This window comes from Bacteroides propionicigenes (genome assembly GCF_018390535.1).
In the GTDB taxonomy this organism is placed as follows: domain Bacteria; phylum Bacteroidota; class Bacteroidia; order Bacteroidales; family Bacteroidaceae; genus Bacteroides; species Bacteroides propionicigenes.
Window position 1 is genome coordinate 230,898 of record NZ_JAHBBW010000002.1, and the last position, 19,179, is coordinate 250,076.

General features: G+C 45.2%; 16 protein-coding genes. 10 read left to right on the forward strand and 6 right to left on the reverse strand.

Annotated elements, in window-relative coordinates:
• Positions 1–16 precede the first annotated feature (16 nt).
• A complete protein-coding gene (locus KG118_RS03705) occupies positions 17–949 on the forward strand; it encodes a metallophosphoesterase (RefSeq protein WP_117710430.1) in 933 nt (310 codons plus the stop codon).
• A gap of 170 nt (positions 950–1,119) precedes the next feature.
• Here the strand turns inward: KG118_RS03705 and KG118_RS03710 are convergent, their stop codons facing one another.
• The gene (locus KG118_RS03710; protein ID WP_117710431.1) at positions 1,120–2,925 is read right to left on the reverse strand and encodes a mechanosensitive ion channel family protein; all 1,806 of its coding nucleotides are present in this window, start codon (positions 2,923–2,925) and stop codon (positions 1,120–1,122) included.
• A 153-nt stretch (positions 2,926–3,078) separates the two neighbouring features.
• Between KG118_RS03710 and KG118_RS03715 the strand changes: the two genes are divergently transcribed.
• From KG118_RS03715 to KG118_RS03735, 5 genes are all read left to right on the forward strand, one after another.
• A complete protein-coding gene (locus KG118_RS03715; protein ID WP_117710432.1) occupies positions 3,079–4,041 on the forward strand; it encodes a calcium/sodium antiporter in 963 nt (320 codons plus the stop codon).
• 57 nt (positions 4,042–4,098) lie between these two features.
• Positions 4,099–5,232: an N-acetyltransferase gene (locus tag KG118_RS03720; protein ID WP_117710433.1), complete on the forward strand. Its 1,134-nt coding sequence runs from the start codon at positions 4,099–4,101 to the stop codon at positions 5,230–5,232.
• A gap of 381 nt (positions 5,233–5,613) precedes the next feature.
• Complete coding sequence (locus KG118_RS03725) at positions 5,614–7,521, forward strand: DNA topoisomerase IV subunit B (RefSeq protein ID WP_369834365.1); 1,908 nt, start codon at positions 5,614–5,616, stop codon at positions 7,519–7,521.
• The gene (coaD, locus tag KG118_RS03730; RefSeq protein ID WP_117710435.1) at positions 7,518–7,991 is read left to right on the forward strand and encodes a pantetheine-phosphate adenylyltransferase; all 474 of its coding nucleotides are present in this window, start codon (positions 7,518–7,520) and stop codon (positions 7,989–7,991) included. The genes KG118_RS03725 and coaD overlap by 4 nt, the downstream gene beginning before the upstream one ends.
• 11 nt (positions 7,992–8,002) lie before the next feature.
• Positions 8,003–9,616, forward strand: a complete 1,614-nt coding sequence (locus KG118_RS03735) for a S41 family peptidase (protein WP_117710436.1) — start codon at positions 8,003–8,005, stop codon at positions 9,614–9,616.
• A gap of 8 nt (positions 9,617–9,624) precedes the next feature.
• Here the strand turns inward: KG118_RS03735 and KG118_RS03740 are convergent, their stop codons facing one another.
• Complete coding sequence (locus KG118_RS03740) at positions 9,625–10,227, reverse strand: phosphatase PAP2 family protein (protein ID WP_117710437.1); 603 nt, start codon at positions 10,225–10,227, stop codon at positions 9,625–9,627.
• Positions 10,228–10,340: 113 nt separating this feature from the next.
• Between KG118_RS03740 and KG118_RS03745 the strand changes: the two genes are divergently transcribed.
• The 4 genes from KG118_RS03745 to KG118_RS03760 all read left to right on the forward strand — a co-directional run bounded on the left by KG118_RS03745 (position 10,341) and on the right by KG118_RS03760 (position 14,881).
• Positions 10,341–11,243 (forward strand): helix-turn-helix domain-containing protein, encoded by a 903-nt coding sequence (locus KG118_RS03745; RefSeq protein WP_187120001.1) that lies wholly within the window; start codon positions 10,341–10,343, stop codon positions 11,241–11,243.
• 162 nt (positions 11,244–11,405) lie between these two features.
• Positions 11,406–12,110 carry a succinate dehydrogenase/fumarate reductase cytochrome b subunit gene (locus tag KG118_RS03750; protein WP_117710438.1) on the forward strand — a complete coding sequence of 235 codons (705 nt, stop codon included), beginning with the start codon at positions 11,406–11,408 and terminating at the stop codon, positions 12,108–12,110.
• A 35-nt stretch (positions 12,111–12,145) separates the two neighbouring features.
• Positions 12,146–14,092 (forward strand): fumarate reductase/succinate dehydrogenase flavoprotein subunit, encoded by a 1,947-nt coding sequence (locus KG118_RS03755; RefSeq protein ID WP_117710439.1) that lies wholly within the window; start codon positions 12,146–12,148, stop codon positions 14,090–14,092.
• A 33-nt stretch (positions 14,093–14,125) separates the two neighbouring features.
• Positions 14,126–14,881, forward strand: coding sequence for a succinate dehydrogenase/fumarate reductase iron-sulfur subunit (locus KG118_RS03760; RefSeq protein WP_005830925.1), 756 nt, complete (start codon positions 14,126–14,128; stop codon positions 14,879–14,881).
• A 116-nt stretch (positions 14,882–14,997) separates the two neighbouring features.
• Here the strand turns inward: KG118_RS03760 and KG118_RS03765 are convergent, their stop codons facing one another.
• The 4 genes from KG118_RS03765 to KG118_RS03780 form a co-directional block, all read right to left on the reverse strand.
• A complete protein-coding gene (locus tag KG118_RS03765; protein ID WP_117710440.1) occupies positions 14,998–15,888 on the reverse strand; it encodes a helix-turn-helix transcriptional regulator in 891 nt (296 codons plus the stop codon).
• 148 nt (positions 15,889–16,036) lie between these two features.
• Positions 16,037–17,017 (reverse strand): fimbrillin family protein, encoded by a 981-nt coding sequence (locus KG118_RS03770; protein WP_117710441.1) that lies wholly within the window; start codon positions 17,015–17,017, stop codon positions 16,037–16,039.
• A 45-nt stretch (positions 17,018–17,062) separates the two neighbouring features.
• The gene (locus tag KG118_RS03775) at positions 17,063–18,028 is read right to left on the reverse strand and encodes a DUF5119 domain-containing protein (protein ID WP_117710442.1); all 966 of its coding nucleotides are present in this window, start codon (positions 18,026–18,028) and stop codon (positions 17,063–17,065) included.
• Entirely contained in the window at positions 18,025–18,993 is a 969-nt protein-coding gene (locus KG118_RS03780; RefSeq protein WP_117710443.1) for a DUF3575 domain-containing protein, read from the reverse strand. The genes KG118_RS03775 and KG118_RS03780 overlap by 4 nt, the downstream gene beginning before the upstream one ends.
• Positions 18,994–19,179: the final 186 nt, after the last annotated feature.

The following is a 19,179-nucleotide window of genomic DNA, read 5'->3' on the forward strand; positions in this document are numbered from 1 at the left end:
AATAATACTAAAAGCAATGAAGAAAATATTCCTTTTATTACTCGTCGCCCTATTGGGCAATATGGCAACTGCCCAAATCACCGATTATTCCGTATTCGACAGCAAGTTCAACTTCTACGTGGCCAACGACTTGGGACGCAACGGCTACTATGACCAGAAGCCTATTGCCGAACTCATGGGAGTAATGGCAGAGAACGGTACAGATCCGGAATTCGTGCTCGCTACAGGAGACATACATCACTTTGAAGGTGTACGGTCTGTCAACGACCCGCTGTGGATGACTAATTACGAGTTAATATACAGTCACCCTGAACTGATGATAGACTGGTTTCCCTTGCTGGGCAACCACGAATACCGCGGCAACACGCAAGCCGTACAAGACTACTCAAATATCAGCCGCCGCTGGACTATGCCTGCACGCTATTACACCAAAGTCTTTGCGGACAAAGGCATGACTATCAGGGTGGTTTGGGTAGATACTGCCCCGATGATAGACAAATACCGCAATGAAAAAGAGACCTACCCGGATGCCTGTAAGCAAGACTACAAGCAGCAACTTGCATGGATTGACTCCGTCCTGACTGCCGCTAAAGAAGACTGGGTAATCGTTGCCGGACACCACCCCATTTATGCCGAGACACCGAAAGACGAAAGCGAACGCCAAGATATGCAGTCACGCCTCGACCCGATACTCCGCAAGCACAAAGTAGATATGTACATCTGCGGACATATCCATAACTTCCAGCACGTTCGCGTACCGGGCAGCGACATAGATTATATAACCAATACTTCCGGCTCGCTCAGTCGCAAGGTCAAGCCTATTGAAGGCACTGTATTCTGCAGTCCCGAACCCGGTTTCTCCATTGTGTCCGCCAATAAGAAAATACTGGAACTGCGCATGATTGACAAGAAAGGCAATGTACTGCACACTGTGACACGCAGTAAATAATCCTTTTTAGAGATAAGCCCCATCTACAAAAGGCAAAAACACTTGATGATTTCTTTTTAGGCATGGATTACACGGGATTTCACGGATAAAATTAAAGAGAACCGTGATATCCCGTGTAACCCATGCCTAAAAGAAATAAATAGTAAGCGAGTCTTTATTTTGAGACATCATTATTTCTTTTCCCGCAAATCGTCTTTAGGAATCGTACTCTCGCTTCCGTCACGCGTGGCTATATAGTGCGGAGACATAATCTCTATGCCCGCCTCATTAAATCTATCTTGGATATTCTGATGCAAATCCGAATAAATCTGTGCCAAACGGTCAGCTTCCTTTATATACGCATTCACCTGATACACCGGATACCAGTCACTGAGCGAAGTCTCCAGTACAAAAGGACGCGGATCATCTACCACACCGGGCGTATTCAGCGCCGCCTCTATCAGTAATTGATGCGTCTGCCGCCAAGGGACATCATAACCAATGCTTACTTCAGAATGAATGATTAAACCATATTCACGAGCAGAAGCGCTGTAATTTACAGTATGAGAGGACATGATAAAAGAGTTCGGAATAGTCACCACCTCATTCTTCGGCGTGCGGATACGGGTGACAAGCGGAGTCTTTTCGATAACGTTACCCGTTGTTTCATTCAGTTGTATGCGGTCGCCCAACTTAAAAGGACGCATATAAGTAATAACCAAACCTGCAATAATATTCCCGATAACGGTACTCGACCCAAGCGATACTATCAATCCGACAAAAACCGAAATACCCTGAAACACTCCGGACTTGGAACCGGGCAGATAGGGATAAATCATTGCAATCATAAAAGCATAAAGCAAAAAGCGGATGATGTGGAAAGTAGGTTCCGCCCAATCGGAATAAAAGCCGCGTATCTTCAAGCGTTCGGACTTCACCTCATTGGCGAGGTAATGAACAAAGCGCACCAGATACTTCACCGCATACCATATCACAAAAATAGTAAACAGATTGGGTATATACTCTATGACCGAGGTGAAGATACTCTTCACCGGAACCCAAATATAAGAGAACAACTGATATGCCAAGCTCTTGGTCTGCGGGAAGATGGAAAACAACAACGGAACCGTCAGCAGCAATTGAAGAAGCATGATGACATAACGCAGCAGATTCGAGAGGAAGATAAGCAAGTTAACCTGTTTCTGCGTGTCCAGCAATTCGTAATCTTGGATAGAGAACGGCTTCAGTTTGGTATCTTTCAACTTTTGTATCCGCACTTTCAGTTTCTTGAACAGCCAGATAGTGAGTCTGAACAAGAAATACTGTCCCACCAATACCAAGATAAAGTAAAGGATGCGCTTACCCAACTGCCAAAGACTGTGCTCATCTTTCATTTCTTTCAGCTTATCGACAATAACCTTTCGGTTATGGGCAGCCAACTGGTCACGGGTGCAGTTTTCCCACAAGCCGTCTTGGTCAATAAACGAGGCTATAACCTTGTTGCCATACATGAGGTCGGTAACAATATCGCTGCTCTCCATATATAATGAGTCGGGGCGCAAGTTGAAGCGCTTGCCCAGCTCCAATATGGCAGCGGCATCCATTTCGGCACGTTGCTGAGGAGTATGACCGCCACGCTTGGCATAGAGATAGAACAACGTATCTCCCTCCACCACTACCGGAACACCGGGAGTCACCTTACGCAAAGAGTCGATGCGCTGTCTCTGCTGCAAATGTTTCACAGAATCGGCCGCATAGCTGGCAAGTTTCAGCTGCTCCATTTCCATACGCAGATTGGCTTCGTTCAGCCGGGCAGCCTCCAGTTCCTGCTTTATCGCCGACAGTGACACCGCAGAGTCGGAATCGGCCCTTACCGTTAAAACCGGAGCCAAGCTGTCTCCCTCTATGGCACGAAGCACTTTTTCTACCAATTGTGCGGATGCTCCGTTTACTATCAGTAGCATCAGCATCAAGCACAAGGCGCGAGTCCCTTTCATTTCAATATCTTTTTATCGGTTGTTGTTATAATATAGCTATTCTAAATAAAACTTCAAACATACAGAATGTTTTTCATATTTCATAAAAAATGAACCTGTTCGTTTTATTCTGCTATCGGTTTGCATTATCTTTGTCCGCAAAAAAGATATTCCATGAACATTCTACTACTCGTAGGGGGACTCCTCCTCATCTTATTAGGTGCAAACGGACTGACTGACGGGGCTGCCTCCGTTGCCAAACGCTTTCATATACCCAACATTGTTATCGGGCTGACAATCGTGGCCTTCGGAACATCCGCCCCGGAGTTGACGGTCAGCGTGTCTTCCGCACTGAAAGGCAGTGCAGACATCGCTATCGGCAACGTGGTGGGAAGCAATATCTTCAACACACTGGTGATTGTAGGTTGCACCGCACTGTTTGCCCCGATTGCCATCACCCGGAACACTTTGCAGAAAGAAATACCTTTGTGCATCCTCTCCTCCATAGCCTTACTGGTCTGTGCCAACGATGTATTCTTGAATGGAGACGGAGCCAATATACTCAGTATCACTGACGGCTTGCTATTGTTGTGCTTCTTCGCCATATTCTTGAGCTACACTTTTGCCATTGCCTCACATACCCCCGAAGAAGCGGCAGGTGGCGAAGAGAGCATCAAGCAGCTGCCGCTTTGGAAATCCGTTCTTTACATCTTGGGTGGTCTTGGTGCGCTTATTGCCGGCGGCAGTTTCTTTGTGGACGGCGCAAGCGGCATCGCACGCAGCTTGGGAGTGAGTGAATCTGTTATCGGGCTGACGTTGGTGGCAGGCGGCACCTCACTGCCCGAACTTGCCACATCCATTGTGGCAGCTTTAAAGAAGAATCCGGAAATAGCCATCGGCAACGTAGTAGGCAGTAACCTGTTCAATGTATTCTTTGTATTGGGTTGCAGCGCATCCATCACACCGTTGCATCTGACGGGTATTACCAATTTGGACTTATGGGTGCTGGTAGGGTCGGGCATCCTGCTTTGGTTCTTCGGGCTGTTCTTTGCCAAGCGCACCATCACCTGCATTGAAGGAAGTATCATGGTACTTTGCTACATTGCATATACGGCATTCCTCATTTATAGCCTGTAAGACCATATATTTTAAAGTTTTTCATGTATCTTTGCCCACTCATAACAACATACAACTATGGCAATTACAATTAAAAAGGTTTCCACGAAAAAGGAACTGAAACAATTTATCCGCTTCAACTACAAACTGTACAAAAACAATCCGTATTCAGTACCCGACCTCTACGATGATATGCTCAACACTTTCAACAAGAAGAAAAACGCCGCTTTCGAGTTTTGCGAAGCCGACTATTTTCTTGCTTATAAGGAGAATCAAATCGTAGGACGTGTAGCCGCCATCATCAACAATAAGGCCAACCAGACTTGGAACAAGAAAGAGGTACGCTTCGGCTGGATTGACTTTATCGACGACCCCGAAGTATCGGAAGCGCTTATCCGCACCGTCGAAGAATGGGGCAAAGAACGGGGCATGACCCACATACAAGGCCCGTTAGGCTTTACCGATTTCGATGCGGAAGGTATGCTTATCGAGGGTTATGACCAGCTCAGCACAATGGCAACCACTTACAACTATCCTTACTATCCGCAGCATATGGAACGTATGGGGTTTGAAAAAGACGCCGACTGGGTAGAATACAAGATTTACATCCCGGATGCCATACCCGACAAGCACAAGCGCATTTCAGACCTTATCCAACGTAAATATAACCTTAAAATCAAGAAATATTCTTCTGCCAAGAAGATTGCCCGTGACTACGGACAGGCTATTTTTGAACTGATGAACGAAGCATACAGCCCGCTGTATGGCTATTCCGCCCTGTCGCAACGCCAGATTGACCAATATGTCAAAATGTATCTGCCCATTCTGGACCTGCGTATGGTGACGCTGATTACAGATGCCGAAGATAAGCTGATAGCCGTAGGCATCTCCATGCCTTCTTTGTCAGAAGCCTTGCAAAAGTCTCATGGACGTCTGTTGCCCTTTGGTTGGTATCACCTGCTGAAAGCATTGTTCATGAAACGTCGCGCCAAGATGCTGGACTTGCTACTGGTAGCCGTGAAGCCCGAGTATCAGAACAAGGGCGTAAACGCTTTGCTATTCTCAGACTTAATCCCTGTCTATCAAAAGTTGGGCTTCGTGTTTGCGGAAAGCAATCCGGAACTGGAACTGAACGGCAAGGTACAAGCACAGTGGGAATACTTCAAGACCGAGCAGCATAAGCGTAGGAGAGCGTTTGTCAAAGCTATATAGAATCGCTATGATATAATGTAAACTCTCCTTTCCTTATTGATAAACATCCGTTTCCTTCATTCCAAATGTAGCAATCCATAGGAGATAAGCCTCTTTTGCTTGTATCTTTTCCTCGTTTTCCAGTTGCGGGCTCGACGGTTGCCAACTGCGGGCTGTCGGGCACACAGTTGGCAACCGTCGAGCCCGCAACTGGAAAACGAGGAAAAACTTGTAGCCTAACGGCCTTTTCAATCGTACTTTTCTCCATTAACCATCAAGCAAACTGAAAAAAGTTTCAGGGCATATATTTGTTTGCATAGGTGTTTTGTATTGATTTTCTTATTAACTTTGCGAAATATCAGTGCTTACAATACAAGATGTTTTTCTATGGAAGATAATAATATGACTTTACCATTGGAAAGTTCCGCCGATTACGAAGAAAAGATAACCGGTGCAAATACCGGCAACAGTGAAGTTGAATATAACGAAGATAACATTCGCCACTTGGACGACATGGAGCATATCCGTGTCCGTTCGGGTATGTACATAGGCCGTCTTGGCGACGGTTCGCAAAACGACGATGGTATCTACGTGTTGCTGAAAGAAGTAATGGACAACAGCATCGACGAATTCAAGATGGGAGCCGGCAAACGTATTGAAGTCAATATAGAAGAGAATCTCCGCGTAAGCGTACGTGACTACGGACGGGGTATTCCGCAAGGAAAGCTGGTGGAAGCGGTCAGCAAGCTGAATACCGGCGGTAAATACGACAGCAAGGCGTTCAAAAAGAGCGTCGGTCTGAACGGTGTCGGCATCAAAGCCGTCAACGCGCTCAGCAGCCGTTTCGAAGTACGCAGTTATCGTGACGGAAAAGTACGTGCGGTGATTTTTGAAAAAGGTGTGCTGCAAAGCGATATAACGCAAAGCAGCACGGAAGAAAACGGTACTTACATCTTCTTTGAGCCGGACAATACCCTCTTCCTGAATTACTCCTTTCAGAACCAGTTTGTAGAGACGCTGCTGCGCAATTATACTTATCTCAATACAGGGCTGACATTCATCTACAACGGACAACGAATCATCTCCCGTCATGGCCTGGAAGACCTCCTGAAAGATAATATGACCAGTGAGGGACTTTATGACATCGTCCACCTGAAAGGAGAAGACATAGAAATAGCCTTTACGCACACCAACCAGTATGGAGAAGAGTACTATTCTTTCGTAAACGGACAGCACACCACACAGGGCGGTACGCATCAAACGGCTTTGAAGGAGCATATTGCCCGCACCATCAAGGAGTTCTTTAATAAGAATCAGGAGTATGCCGACATCCGCAACGGACTGGTAGCCGCCATTGCCATCGACGTGGAGGAGCCGATGTTCGAGAGCCAGACCAAAACGAAGTTAGGCTCCAACAATATGTGGCCCGAAGGCCCGACCGTAAACAAATATGTAGGCGATTTCATCAAAACGGAAGTGGACAACTATCTCCACAAGAACCCGTTGATGTCCGAAATCATGCTGCAAAAGATACAGGACTCCGAGAAAGAGCGCAAAGCCATTGCCGGAGTTACCAAGCTGGCCCGCGAACGGGCTAAAAAAGCAAACCTGCATAACCGCAAGCTACGCGACTGCCGCTTCCACCTGAGTGACGGAAAAGGCAAAGACCAAGAGGCTGAGTCGTGCATCTTCATCACCGAGGGCGACTCCGCCAGCGGCTCTATCACCAAAAGCCGCGACGTAAACACGCAGGCGGTATTCAGCCTACGCGGCAAGCCTCTCAACTCGTACGGACTGACCAAAAAAGTGGTTTATGAGAACGAAGAGTTCAACCTGCTGCAAGCCGCGCTGAACATTGAAGACGGTATCGAAGGACTGCGTTATAACAAAGTGATTGTTGCCACCGATGCCGATGTGGACGGTATGCACATCCGCCTGCTCATCATCACGTTCTTCCTGCAGTTCTTCCCCGACCTGATAAAGAAAGGACATGTATATATCTTGCAGACCCCGTTGTTCCGTGTGCGCAACAAGAAGAAAACAAACTATTGCTACACAGAAGACGAACGGGTGAAAGCGATTGAAGAGTTAGGTCCGAACCCGGAAATCACCCGATTCAAAGGATTGGGAGAGATTTCACCGGATGAATTCAAACATTTCATCGGTAAAGATATGCGTCTGGAACAGGTATCGTTACGCAAAACAGACTTAGTAAAAGAGTTATTGGAGTTTTACATGGGCAAAAACACCATGGAACGGCAAAACTTTATCATCGACAACTTGGTTATAGAAGAAGATTTAGCATCATGAGAAGAGCAATCTTTCCGGGTACATTCGACCCGTTTACTATCGGCCACTCCTCAGTAGTGCGCCGCGCGCTGACTTTCATAGACGAAATCGTCATAGGAATAGGTATCAACGAGAACAAGAATACGCATTTCCCCATTGAGAAGCGCGAAAAGATGATACGGGATTACTACCGGGATGAGCCGCGCATCAAAGTGCAGTCATACAACTGCCTGACCATTGACTTTGCCAAGGAAGTGGACGCCAATCTGATTATACGCGGAATACGTACGGTGAAGGACTTCGAGTACGAGGAAACCATTGCAGATATAAACCGCAAACTGACAGGAATCGAGACCATTCTGCTCTTTACGGAACCGGAGCTGACCTGCGTAAGCTCCACCACCGTACGCGAACTGTTGCAGTTCGGGAAAGATATAAGCATGTTCCTTCCGGAAGGAATGGAGATGAGTGATGAAATGATTAGTGATTAGTGACGAGGATAATGAAAAAGATTTTTGCTGTTATATTATGTATGTGCGCCGTCATGGCGCAGGCTCAGAAAATGGGCAACGAAGCTATCCGCAAGTTGCAAATGGCAGAATTTGCCATAGCCAACCTTTACGTGGACTCCGTTGATGAGAATAAGTTGGTGGAAGAGGCTATCATCAAGATGCTGGCGCAACTGGACCCGCACTCCACCTACAACAATGCCGAAGAAGTGAAGAAAATGAATGAACCCCTGCAAGGTAACTTCGAAGGCATCGGCGTACAGTTCCAAATGATAGAAGATACGCTGCTTGTGGTGCAGCCCGTCAGCAACGGTCCCTCGGAGAAAGTGGGTATTCTTGCCGGTGACCGCATCATAGCCGTTAACGACTCCGCCATCGCCGGAGTGAAAATGAGTACGGAGGACATCATGCGCCGACTGCGCGGAGCAAAAGGCTCGGAGGTCAAACTCACCATCGTACGTTGCGGAGTAAATGAACCCTTGTTCTTCACTGTGAAACGGGATAAGATACCTATCCTCAGCTTGGATGCCGCATATATGATACAACCCGGGACAGGCTATATCCGCATCAACCGCTTTGGAGCAACCACCCCCGAGGAGTTCCTTAAAGCCTTGAAAGGCTTGCAGAAAAAGGGAATGAAAGACTTGATTCTCGACCTGCAAGGAAACGGCGGTGGCTATCTGAATGCCGCCATCGACCTCGCCAATGAGTTCCTGCAGCAAAAAGACCTTATCGTTTATACCGAAGGCAGGGCAGCACGCCGCAGCAATTTCTATGCAAAAGGAAACGGAAACTTCAAAGACGGCCGTCTCATCGTTTTAGTGGATGAATATTCCGCATCTGCCAGTGAAATCGTGACCGGAGCCATTCAAGACTGGGACAGAGGAGTGGTTGTAGGCCGCCGCACTTTCGGCAAAGGACTGGTGCAACGCCCTATCGACCTGCCGGACGGCTCTATGATACGCCTGACCATCGCCCGCTATTATACTCCTTCCGGCCGCTGCATACAGAAGCCATATGACAAGACCGCCAACCCGGACGGCACGCTCAGCGGAGAGGACAATCAGGAAAGGTACAACCAAGAATTGATAGACCGCTTTAATCATGGCGAGTTGATGCATGCCGACAGCATACATTTCCCCGATTCCCTGAAATATCAGACAAAGAAATTAGCGCGTACCGTTTATGGCGGCGGTGGTATCATGCCGGATTTCTTCGTCCCGATAGACACTACTCAATATACCGATTACCACCGTAACCTTGTAGCTAAAGGTGTAGTTATCAAAACAACGATGAAGTTTATAGAGAATCACCGGAAAGAGCTGCAAAGCAAGTACAAGAAGTTCGAGGCGTTCAATGACAAGTTTGAAATCAGCGATGAAATGTTAGCGAATATGCGTACCCTCGCAGACCAAGAGAAGATTAAGTTTGATGAAGGGCAATACCAAAAGTCCCTGCCGCTCATCAAGACCCAACTAAAGGCGCTAATTGCCCGCGACCTATGGGACATGAACGAATACTTCCAAATAATGAACACTGCAAACAACAGCGTACTGCAAGCCTTGAAAGTTCTAAATGAAGGAGCATATGAGAAAGTGGTAAGGTGATTGCCTTATCACTTTCCAAACAACCAGCGGTTCAGCCAGCGGTTTACGTAGATATTCACAACCGCACAGCCCGCACCGATAGCCGCACCCGCCAGCACATCCGAAGGATAATGTACTCCCTCGTTCATACGGGACACTCCGACGGAGCAAGCCCACAAAGCGGAAGGAGCTATCACATACCACTTGGGATATTTTATACATAAAGAGGTAGCAAGTGCGAAAGCGGATGCAGTATGCCCCGACGGGAAAGAGGGGCTGCTCTCGTAACTATACGGATGCACTCTATCCGGGTAGCGGTCATACGGACGTTCGCGGTCAATAAGATATTTCATGCCATACGTCACTACAAATGCACCCGCCACACTTGTCCCTACATATATGGCATCCTTCAATAAATCCTTATCCTTTTTAGCCCATGCCGTCAGCGCCATAGCCACCGGAACGCCAATGGCTACATAGGGCTCTGAACGTGAAATGAATTTATTATAATTACGGACAAACTTATTATCCCAACTATTAATCCGATGCAATGTATTAATATCCCAATTCTGCGCAGAGAGATTTGATACAACAAAGGATACAAAAAATACAAAAAAAATGGTTCTTTTCATAAAACCTGTCTATTAGTTTGACGCAAAGATAGCCGAAATCCTTAGAGTATTCGCAAAATTATCTTATCTTTGTTGCCACAATTTACATATTAATACAATTCACATATCTATTCATGACATTAAATAGTTGTTGCGCTCGGCAAATTGATTGTGCACTATGTCCCCAAACACCTCAAGGAGCATTGATATATAGCCAATACTCTAAAGGACAGCATTTCTCTGCCGAAAAGTGTACGCAAAACTGCATAATATTCATATTGAAAGGTGAATTGCTTGTCAACAGTGAGGAATATCCCGGCACTACTTTACAAGCCCGCCAATGTATTTTGCAAGCTATCGGCTCCAAAGTAGAATTACTGGCGCTGACCGATGTTGAATACCTTACCTATTGGTTTACGGAACTTCCCCTCCTCTGTGAAGAACGCTACAAAGAAATACTTGAAACAGCACACGCTCCGCTGACCTATACTCCTTTGGTAGCCATTCCCAAGTTGGAACGGTTACTTGATGACTTAACAGAATATTTCAAAGAACAACCGAACGCCTGCAGCAAGTATCTCGACATCAAATGCCAGGAAATAATTTATATACTGACCTGCTACTACCCGATTCAGCAAATCTCCACTTTCTTCTATCCAATCAGCACGTATACGGAAAGTTTCCACTATTTCGTCATGCAGAACTACGATAAAGTGAAAAACGTAGAAGAGTTTGCCCACCTTGGCGGATATACCACAACCACTTTCCGGCGGTTATTCAAAAATATGTATGGCGTACCCGTATACGAATGGATTCTGGATAAGAAACGTGAGGGCATTTTAAATGACCTGCGATATACCAAACAACGCATTTCTGCAATCAGCACCCGATATGGATTCGATTCATTATCACACTTCGCCCACTTCTGCAAAGACTCTTTTGGCGATACTCCCCGTGCCTTGCGAAAACGTGCCGCCAACGGTGAAAACATCACTATAATCTGCAAAGAACACAATAAAGAACAAGAGGACGAGTAGCACAGCTTACTTGTCCGCAAACTTCATTGCCTACCGATTACGGAATTATTTCTTTAATTCCTTGTTTAATCAAGGTATTTCCTCTATTTTTGCGAGAAATTAGTAAGACCGTATTTAAAGAATATATTTTCTAACTATTAAATAATTTAAATTCAATCATTTATGTGGTTAAGTAATTCATCTGTAGGAAGGAAAGTGGTGATGAGCGTTACCGGTATCGCCCTTGTCCTGTTTCTGACATTTCACATGGCGATGAACCTTGTTGCATTGGTTTCGGCCAACGGCTACAACATGGTTTGTGAGTTCCTGGGAGCAAACTGGTATGCATTGGTAGCTACCGTAGGTTTGGCTGCTTTGTTCATCATCCACATCATCTACGCTTTCTGGCTGACTATGCAGAACCGCAAGGCACGCGGTAACGAACGTTATGCCGTAGTAGACAAGCCTAAAACTGTGGAATGGGCTTCTCAAAACATGCTTGTGCTGGGTATCATCGTAATTGTAGGTCTCGGTCTGCACTTGGTAAACTTCTGGGCTAAAATGCAGCTCCCCGAACTAATGCACAACATGGGTATGCATGCTGACACACTTACTTTGGCTTATGCAGCCAACGGCGTTTATCACATCCAGAACACCTTCTCTAACCCGGTATTCGTAGTGCTTTACCTCATTTGGCTGGGTGCATTGTGGTTCCACCTGACTCACGGTTTCTGGAGCTCCATGCAGTCTTTGGGCTGGAACAACAAAGTATGGATCAACCGTTGGAAATGTATCTCCAACATCTATTCCACTATCGTTGTTGTATGCTTCGCTCTGGTAGTTGTCGCATTCTTCATCAAATCAATGATGTGTAGCGGCGCTTGCTAATAAATTATTGTAAATGATTAAATTGTAATAGCATTATGACTAAGATAGATTCTAAAATACCGGAAGGACCGGTAGCTGAGAAATGGACTAACTATAAAGCTCACCAAAAATTAGTGAACCCTGCCAACAAACGCCGTTTGGACATCATCGTAGTAGGAACCGGACTTGCCGGCGCTTCTGCTGCCGCTTCTCTCGGTGAAATGGGTTTCAGAGTATTCAATTTCTGCATTCAAGACTCTCCGCGCCGCGCACATTCTATCGCTGCACAAGGTGGTATCAATGCTGCAAAGAATTATCAAAACGACGGTGACTCCGTTTACCGCTTATTCTACGATACTGTAAAGGGTGGCGACTATCGTGCCCGCGAAGCAAACGTTTACCGTTTAGCTGAAGTATCAAACGCCATCATCGACCAATGCGTTGCACAAGGTGTTCCTTTCGCTCGCGAATACGGCGGTCTGCTCGACAACCGTTCTTTCGGTGGCGCACAAGTTTCACGTACATTCTACGCTAAAGGCCAAACAGGTCAACAGCTGCTGCTGGGTGCATACTCTGCATTGAGCCGTCAGGTAAACGTAGGTACTGTAAAACTGTTTACCCGCTATGAAATGCAGGACGTTGTGCTCGTTGAAGGACGCGCCCGCGGTATCATCGCAAAGAACCTCGTAACCGGTAAGTTGGAACGCTTTGCCGCTCATGCAGTGGTTATCGCTACCGGCGGTTACGGAAACGCATACTTCCTTTCTACCAATGCAATGACTTGTAACTGTACGGCAGCTATTTCTTGCTACCGCAAGGGTGCATGGATGGCTAACCCAGCTTACGTACAGATTCACCCGACTTGTATTCCTGTACACGGTGACAAACAGTCTAAACTGACTCTGATGTCCGAATCACTGCGTAACGACGGTCGCATCTGGGTTCCGAAGAAACTGGAAGATGCCAAGAAACTACAAGAAGGCACTCTGCAAGGAAAAGATATTCCCGAAGAAGACCGCGACTACTACTTGGAACGCCGTTATCCGGCATTCGGTAACCTCGTTCCGCGCGACGTTGCCAGCCGTGCAGCCAAAGAACGTTGCGACAAGGGCTTCGGCGTAAACAATACCGGCCTGGCCGTATTCCTCGACTTCAGCGATGCAATCAACCGTCTGGGCAAGGATGTAGTAGCTCAACGTTACGGTAACCTCTTCGATATGTACGAAGAAATCACCGACGTAAGCCCGTACGAGAACCCGATGATGATTTATCCTGCCATCCACTATACAATGGGCGGTATCTGGGTTGATTACGAACTGCAGACTTCCATCAAGGGTCTGTTCGCTATCGGCGAATGTAACTTCTCCGACCACGGCGCAAACCGCCTCGGTGCTTCTGCATTGATGCAAGGTCTGGCCGACGGCTATTTCGTATTGCCTTACACTATCCAGAACTATCTGGCCGACCAGATTACCGTTCCCCGCTTCTCTACCGATTTGCCTGAATTTGCCGCTGCAGAAAAGGCTATCCAAGACAAGATTGACTGGATGATGAACATCAAGGGTAAGAAGTCTGTAGATTCCATCCACAAGGAACTGGGTCATGTAATGTGGGAATATGTCGGCATGGGACGTACTGCCGAAGGTTTGAAAGAAGGATTGAAGAAGATGAAAGAAATCCGCAAGGAATTTGAAACTAACCTCTTCATTCCGGGCGACAAAGAAGGCATGAACGTAGAACTCGATAAGGCCATCCGTCTGTACGACTTCATCATAATGGGTGAATTAGTAGCTTACGATGCCCTGAACCGTGACGAAAGCTGTGGCGGTCACTTCCGCGAAGAATACCAGACTGAGGAAGGCGAAGCTAAACGTGATGATGAAAACTTCTTCTACGTTGCTTGCTGGGAATACCAAGGCTCTGACGAAAAAGCTCCGGTATTGCTGAAAGAACCGCTGGTTTACGAAGCAATCAAAGTACAGACTCGTAACTATAAGAGCTAATCGGGAAGTTGAACATTTAAAGAATTAAAGAAAATGGATAAAAATATATCATTTACGCTCAAGGTATGGCGCCAGAAGGGTCCGAAAGCAAAAGGCGCTTTTGAAACATACCAAATGAAAGATATTCCGGGCGATACTTCATTCCTCGAAATGCTGGATATTCTGAACGAACAGCTCATCAGTGAAGGTAAAGAACCGGTTGTATTCGACCATGACTGCCGCGAAGGTATCTGCGGTATGTGTTCTCTCTACATCAACGGACATCCGCATGGACCTGCAACAGGTGCCACTACCTGCCAGATCTATATGCGCCGATTCAACGACGGTGATACTATCACCGTGGAACCTTGGCGTTCTGCCGGTTTCCCGGTTATCAAAGACTTAATGGTAGACCGTACGGCATACGACAAGATTATGCAAGCCGGCGGTTATGTTAGTGTACGCACAGGCGCTCCTCAGGATGCCAACGCTATCCTGATTCCGAAGCCCATCGCTGACGAAGCTATGGATGCCGCTTCCTGCATCGGTTGCGGTGCTTGTGTAGCTGCTTGTAAGAACGGTTCTGCCATGCTGTTCGTTTCTGCCAAAGTAAGCCAGTTGAACCTGTTGCCTCAAGGCAAACCGGAAGCATTGCGCCGTGCCAAAGCCATGTTGAGCAAAATGGATGAACTCGGTTTCGGTAACTGTACAAACACTCGTGCTTGTGAAGCTGAATGTCCGAAGAATGTTTCCATCAGCAACATCGCACGTCTGAACCGCGACTTCATCATCGCAAAACTGAAAGACTAACCGTACTTTCTACATTTGATTAATATCACAAAGAACTCTTCTATCGGGAAACCGGTAGAGGAGTTTTTTATTATAGAAACAAGAACAAAAGCCCTTATCCAAGCTGAGAAGCAACCTTAAACGGGCAAAAGCACAGAGTTCTGAACCGAAGAGTATGACGAGCTCGCAGCCTCTTTCCTTAAACTGCGAGGAGACAATCCGAAGTTCTTCTTGCAGAAGTTAGAGAAGTGGGGCAAAGATTCAAAGCCATACTTATAGCAAATCTCAGAGATTGTAAAATTTGTATGCTGAAGCTCATAAAGAATGCCTTCTTTTCTGCGTTCCTGCATCCACTCATACACAGGCTGATGGAATACCGAAGTAAATATGCGGCGGAAAGTCGTGGTTGTATATCCTCCTAATTTGGCAAGTTCCTCAACCGTCTTGACCTTATCATAGTTCTTAAGCACAAAATACTGAAAACTGGTAGTATATTTCGACAGTGAGTGCACCAACATGGAAAGCTCGTAATCCGAATAGTAATGCCACAAAATGAATGCAAGTTCTTTTTGCTTAAATTGCAGCAACTCTCTACAGATTTTCTCTCCGACTAAATAAGCCTTCGAAGCTTCCAAGAAGAAATTTAGTTCAGAACAAATCTTTAAAGGATAAAATATAAGAGGCGGAATCACATTATCTACGATATGCTGATAGCGTCCCTCGCAAAAGAATTCCGGTTGTGAAAACCGATAGCATATACATTCCACATCCGTCATTGCAAGCACTTCATACTTTGAACCGATAGCCTGAAGAAGAAATTCGCCCGCATGCAATGTCACTCCTGCGTACTCTTTGCTATTAATAAGGACTTCACCTTTCAAAAGAAATATAATGATATTGTCATCACATCTGGGCATGACAAAATGAAATCCCCTACTATGAGAAGCATGCAGAATAAGGTTATCCACAGCTTTGGGACATTTGAGACAATCAGTATTAACCGCTCCACAAGCGGAAGAGTCATGCATAGCAGGACAGAATGTTTTGTTTGTTTGCTTTCGCAAAAATAAACATAAACATCTAACAAAAAAAATATTCCCCGAAAACTTATGCTTTTAAAGTTTTCGGGGATATATTAATGTATTATGAAAGAATTGGAACTTTTACATCAAAACTTTATAGTCCAGTAAATGTACCGTTTTCATCTGTCCATTTACCAGTCTCCGGAATAAATTTGATAGAAGTCGCGTCACTCGTCAATGTCAATGTATAACGGATGTTCTTACCCATTCCCCAGCTACCTGTGAGGTTAACTGTTTTAGTGCCGTCAAAAGTAGGTTCACCTAATTTCTCTCCATTTTTCGGCGCAGCAGTATAAGTAACATCTACAGTCACACCCGTTAAGTTATCTTGAGGCATCAACATAAATAAGGCATTACCGGCAGTCTCAAATGATGCAGATGCATTGGAATCAGCAGTAGTCGGAGTAACTGTTACAGTACCTGCATATTCATAAGTCACACCTGAAACAGACTCTACCAAACTACTCCAAGCACCTACCGTAGCGCTTCCATCAAAAGTAAAAGTAGCTTTATCTTTTGCACCTTTAATCACTAATTTCGATACGGTATAAGTAAAATCCGGAGTACTTCCCTTAATGGAGAAATTCACCTGTGTCAAAAGATGCTGAAAAGGAAGAGTTATAGCTGATTCAGACTTTATCTGATTTATTACATTGGCAGCAACCAAATCTTCTTGACCAGTAACAGCTTTTACTGTATATTCAAACTTCGGATAACCTGCGGCAGTGATATCCAAAGTTTGTGCCGGTGAAGTAGCAAAGAATTGTAATTTACCGGAAGACGGCCAATAGTAGTTTCCTGTATATTGCCATTCCGAAGACGGCTTAGTAACTTCTACATTATCCATAAAACCTGTACTCAACTGTACAGCCGGTCCCATTGCATCTGTCGTTTTATAAGCATTTACAGTAAACGTTTTAAGGTTACCGGCAGTAATCACCTCCGCTTTTGTTCCGGCCTTCACCACTGTTCCGAATTTAATTTGGTTTGTTGTGCTTACATTCTCAAACTCTTCATTCTCAGAGCAACTTGCCATTGCTACGGCAGCTAAAGCTACCAATAAAATTTTCTTCATAACTACTTGTTTTTTAGTTAATATATTAATTTCCTTATCTTGTTTTTACACAATAATATCTACATTAGTTTCATCATCCCAATCGTTCACATCTCCGTCAATACCACCATTTCCACCTTCCCCTTTATCTACCTCTACCGTAATCTGTCCATCAGGGACAGGTACTTCAATATGTATTTCCTCATCGGGAACAGACGGTGTTTCTTCTCCCTCATCAGGAATCGGAGGTGCTACCAAATCTTTAATATCCACCTGTACTTCCTGTACCTGTTTATCCACTTTGACAATTTTAATGGTCAGTACCATTGGATTATCAATACGTGTATCAACACCTTTCGGAAGCATGAAATGTGAAAAATATCCCCATAGCAGTCCATTTTTACAATCTGTCTCCACACAGACAGGCATCTCGGCAGGTTCACACATTCTTTTACCAAGATAGTAACCGCCATTCAACCCGCTCACATGACACACAACAGCCGATATATTTTCCACACCACTCACCTTTATATCAAACGAATAGTTATTCACCACCCGTTCCGGTTTCAGTTTCATCACACGGGCCGTTTCACTCTTTGTAATCTCCACATCGTCCAATGCCACAACATAGAGGTTATCCGGTGACCAAACCATATCTTTCCCGCCATTCATACCTATACACTGCTCTGTATATGCCCTGATAGTCTCGTAACTTCCATCACCATCTATACAGACCACCTCCGTATTATAGTTATAAACTATCATTGCATAATTACCGGGCGGCACTTTTACCTCTCCTCCAACAGCCGGCAGATAACTTTCCACCTTCCGTCCTTCGGCATCTTTCGGATAAAATATTACCCGCATCGTTTCCGGTAACTCCTCTGCCACCTCCGTCCAGTCCAACGTTATCTGTACGCCACTGACAGGATAATCATCCAACACCCCTCTGAAACTACATCCCGACAGAGTTATAAATAGGCAGAACAGAGCTATCAGTAAACTATATCTGACATTTCCTATCACATTCATCGTCCTGCCGTTATATGCCACACTAAAGAAACTTTCGCCTTTGTAGGACCAATGAAATGATAGCGTCCACCATTCGTCCAGACTAAATCCCCTTTATAAGAGGTATATTTACGATACTCCGTCATTAAATAACCTATCCCCAAACTACACTCAATCGCCAAACGTCCGGCTATCCGGCGTGCATATCCGTAAGTCAGCCCCGAAGCTGCGTAATATTTGCCGCGAATGCCGTTCTCTTCCTTCAATTGAAAATCATATACTCCGCCTTCTGCATATCCCCCCAAGAAATGACCAGTCAGCTTGTCACGCATATTTCTGTTGCCCAGCCAATAACGAACTTCCATACCTCCCGAGAGAAGCTGATAGCAAAAGCTATGTCGGCTGTTCAACCACCAGGGACATTTATATTCGGTATTCAAAGACCACTTCCGCCCTATCGAAAGCTCTACTTCCACATTCGGGGCCAATACTAAATCATATAATATATTATTCTTCAGAGCCACAATAACCTTACGCGATGTATCCGCTTTTTTCTCTTCCGCCATCAACACAGCCGATGGAACAATCCGTTCTGCACTTATGTATATCATAGGCAGCATCTTCTCCGACATCCGTATATCTGCTATGGGCAGTTCCTCCGACTTTATCATACATCTGCCAATCCTCGGAAAAATAACTTGCGACAAATATCTATAAGCTCTACCGCCGTTTAAATAGCACAACAACTCCGTCAATCTGTCAAAACTCCCGTAATGATACTGAATCAACATTAATACTTCTTCTCTGTCCGGCACATTCTTATCAGCGGTTACCCACTGATAGACTTCTTCCCACTTATCCGGTTCTATCATTGAATTATTCACCGAATTATTTACAATCATCAATGTATTAGCCCGCATATACTCTCTCCCCACCAAAAGTAAAAAGAGTATCATAAGAATAATTATATTGACGCGATTCACCATAACCTTACGTTATATGAAAGCAAAAGTAAGCTATTAAAGTTAAAGAAAATACAGAAAGACTAACTCATTTAAACGATTGGAAGGCTTTGTGAAACGATTGGAAGCTTTTTGCAACTTGTCAACTTTCCATACAAATAAGAAATGGAATATTCCATGAAAATCAAGAGCCGTACAACTCTTCCTCTT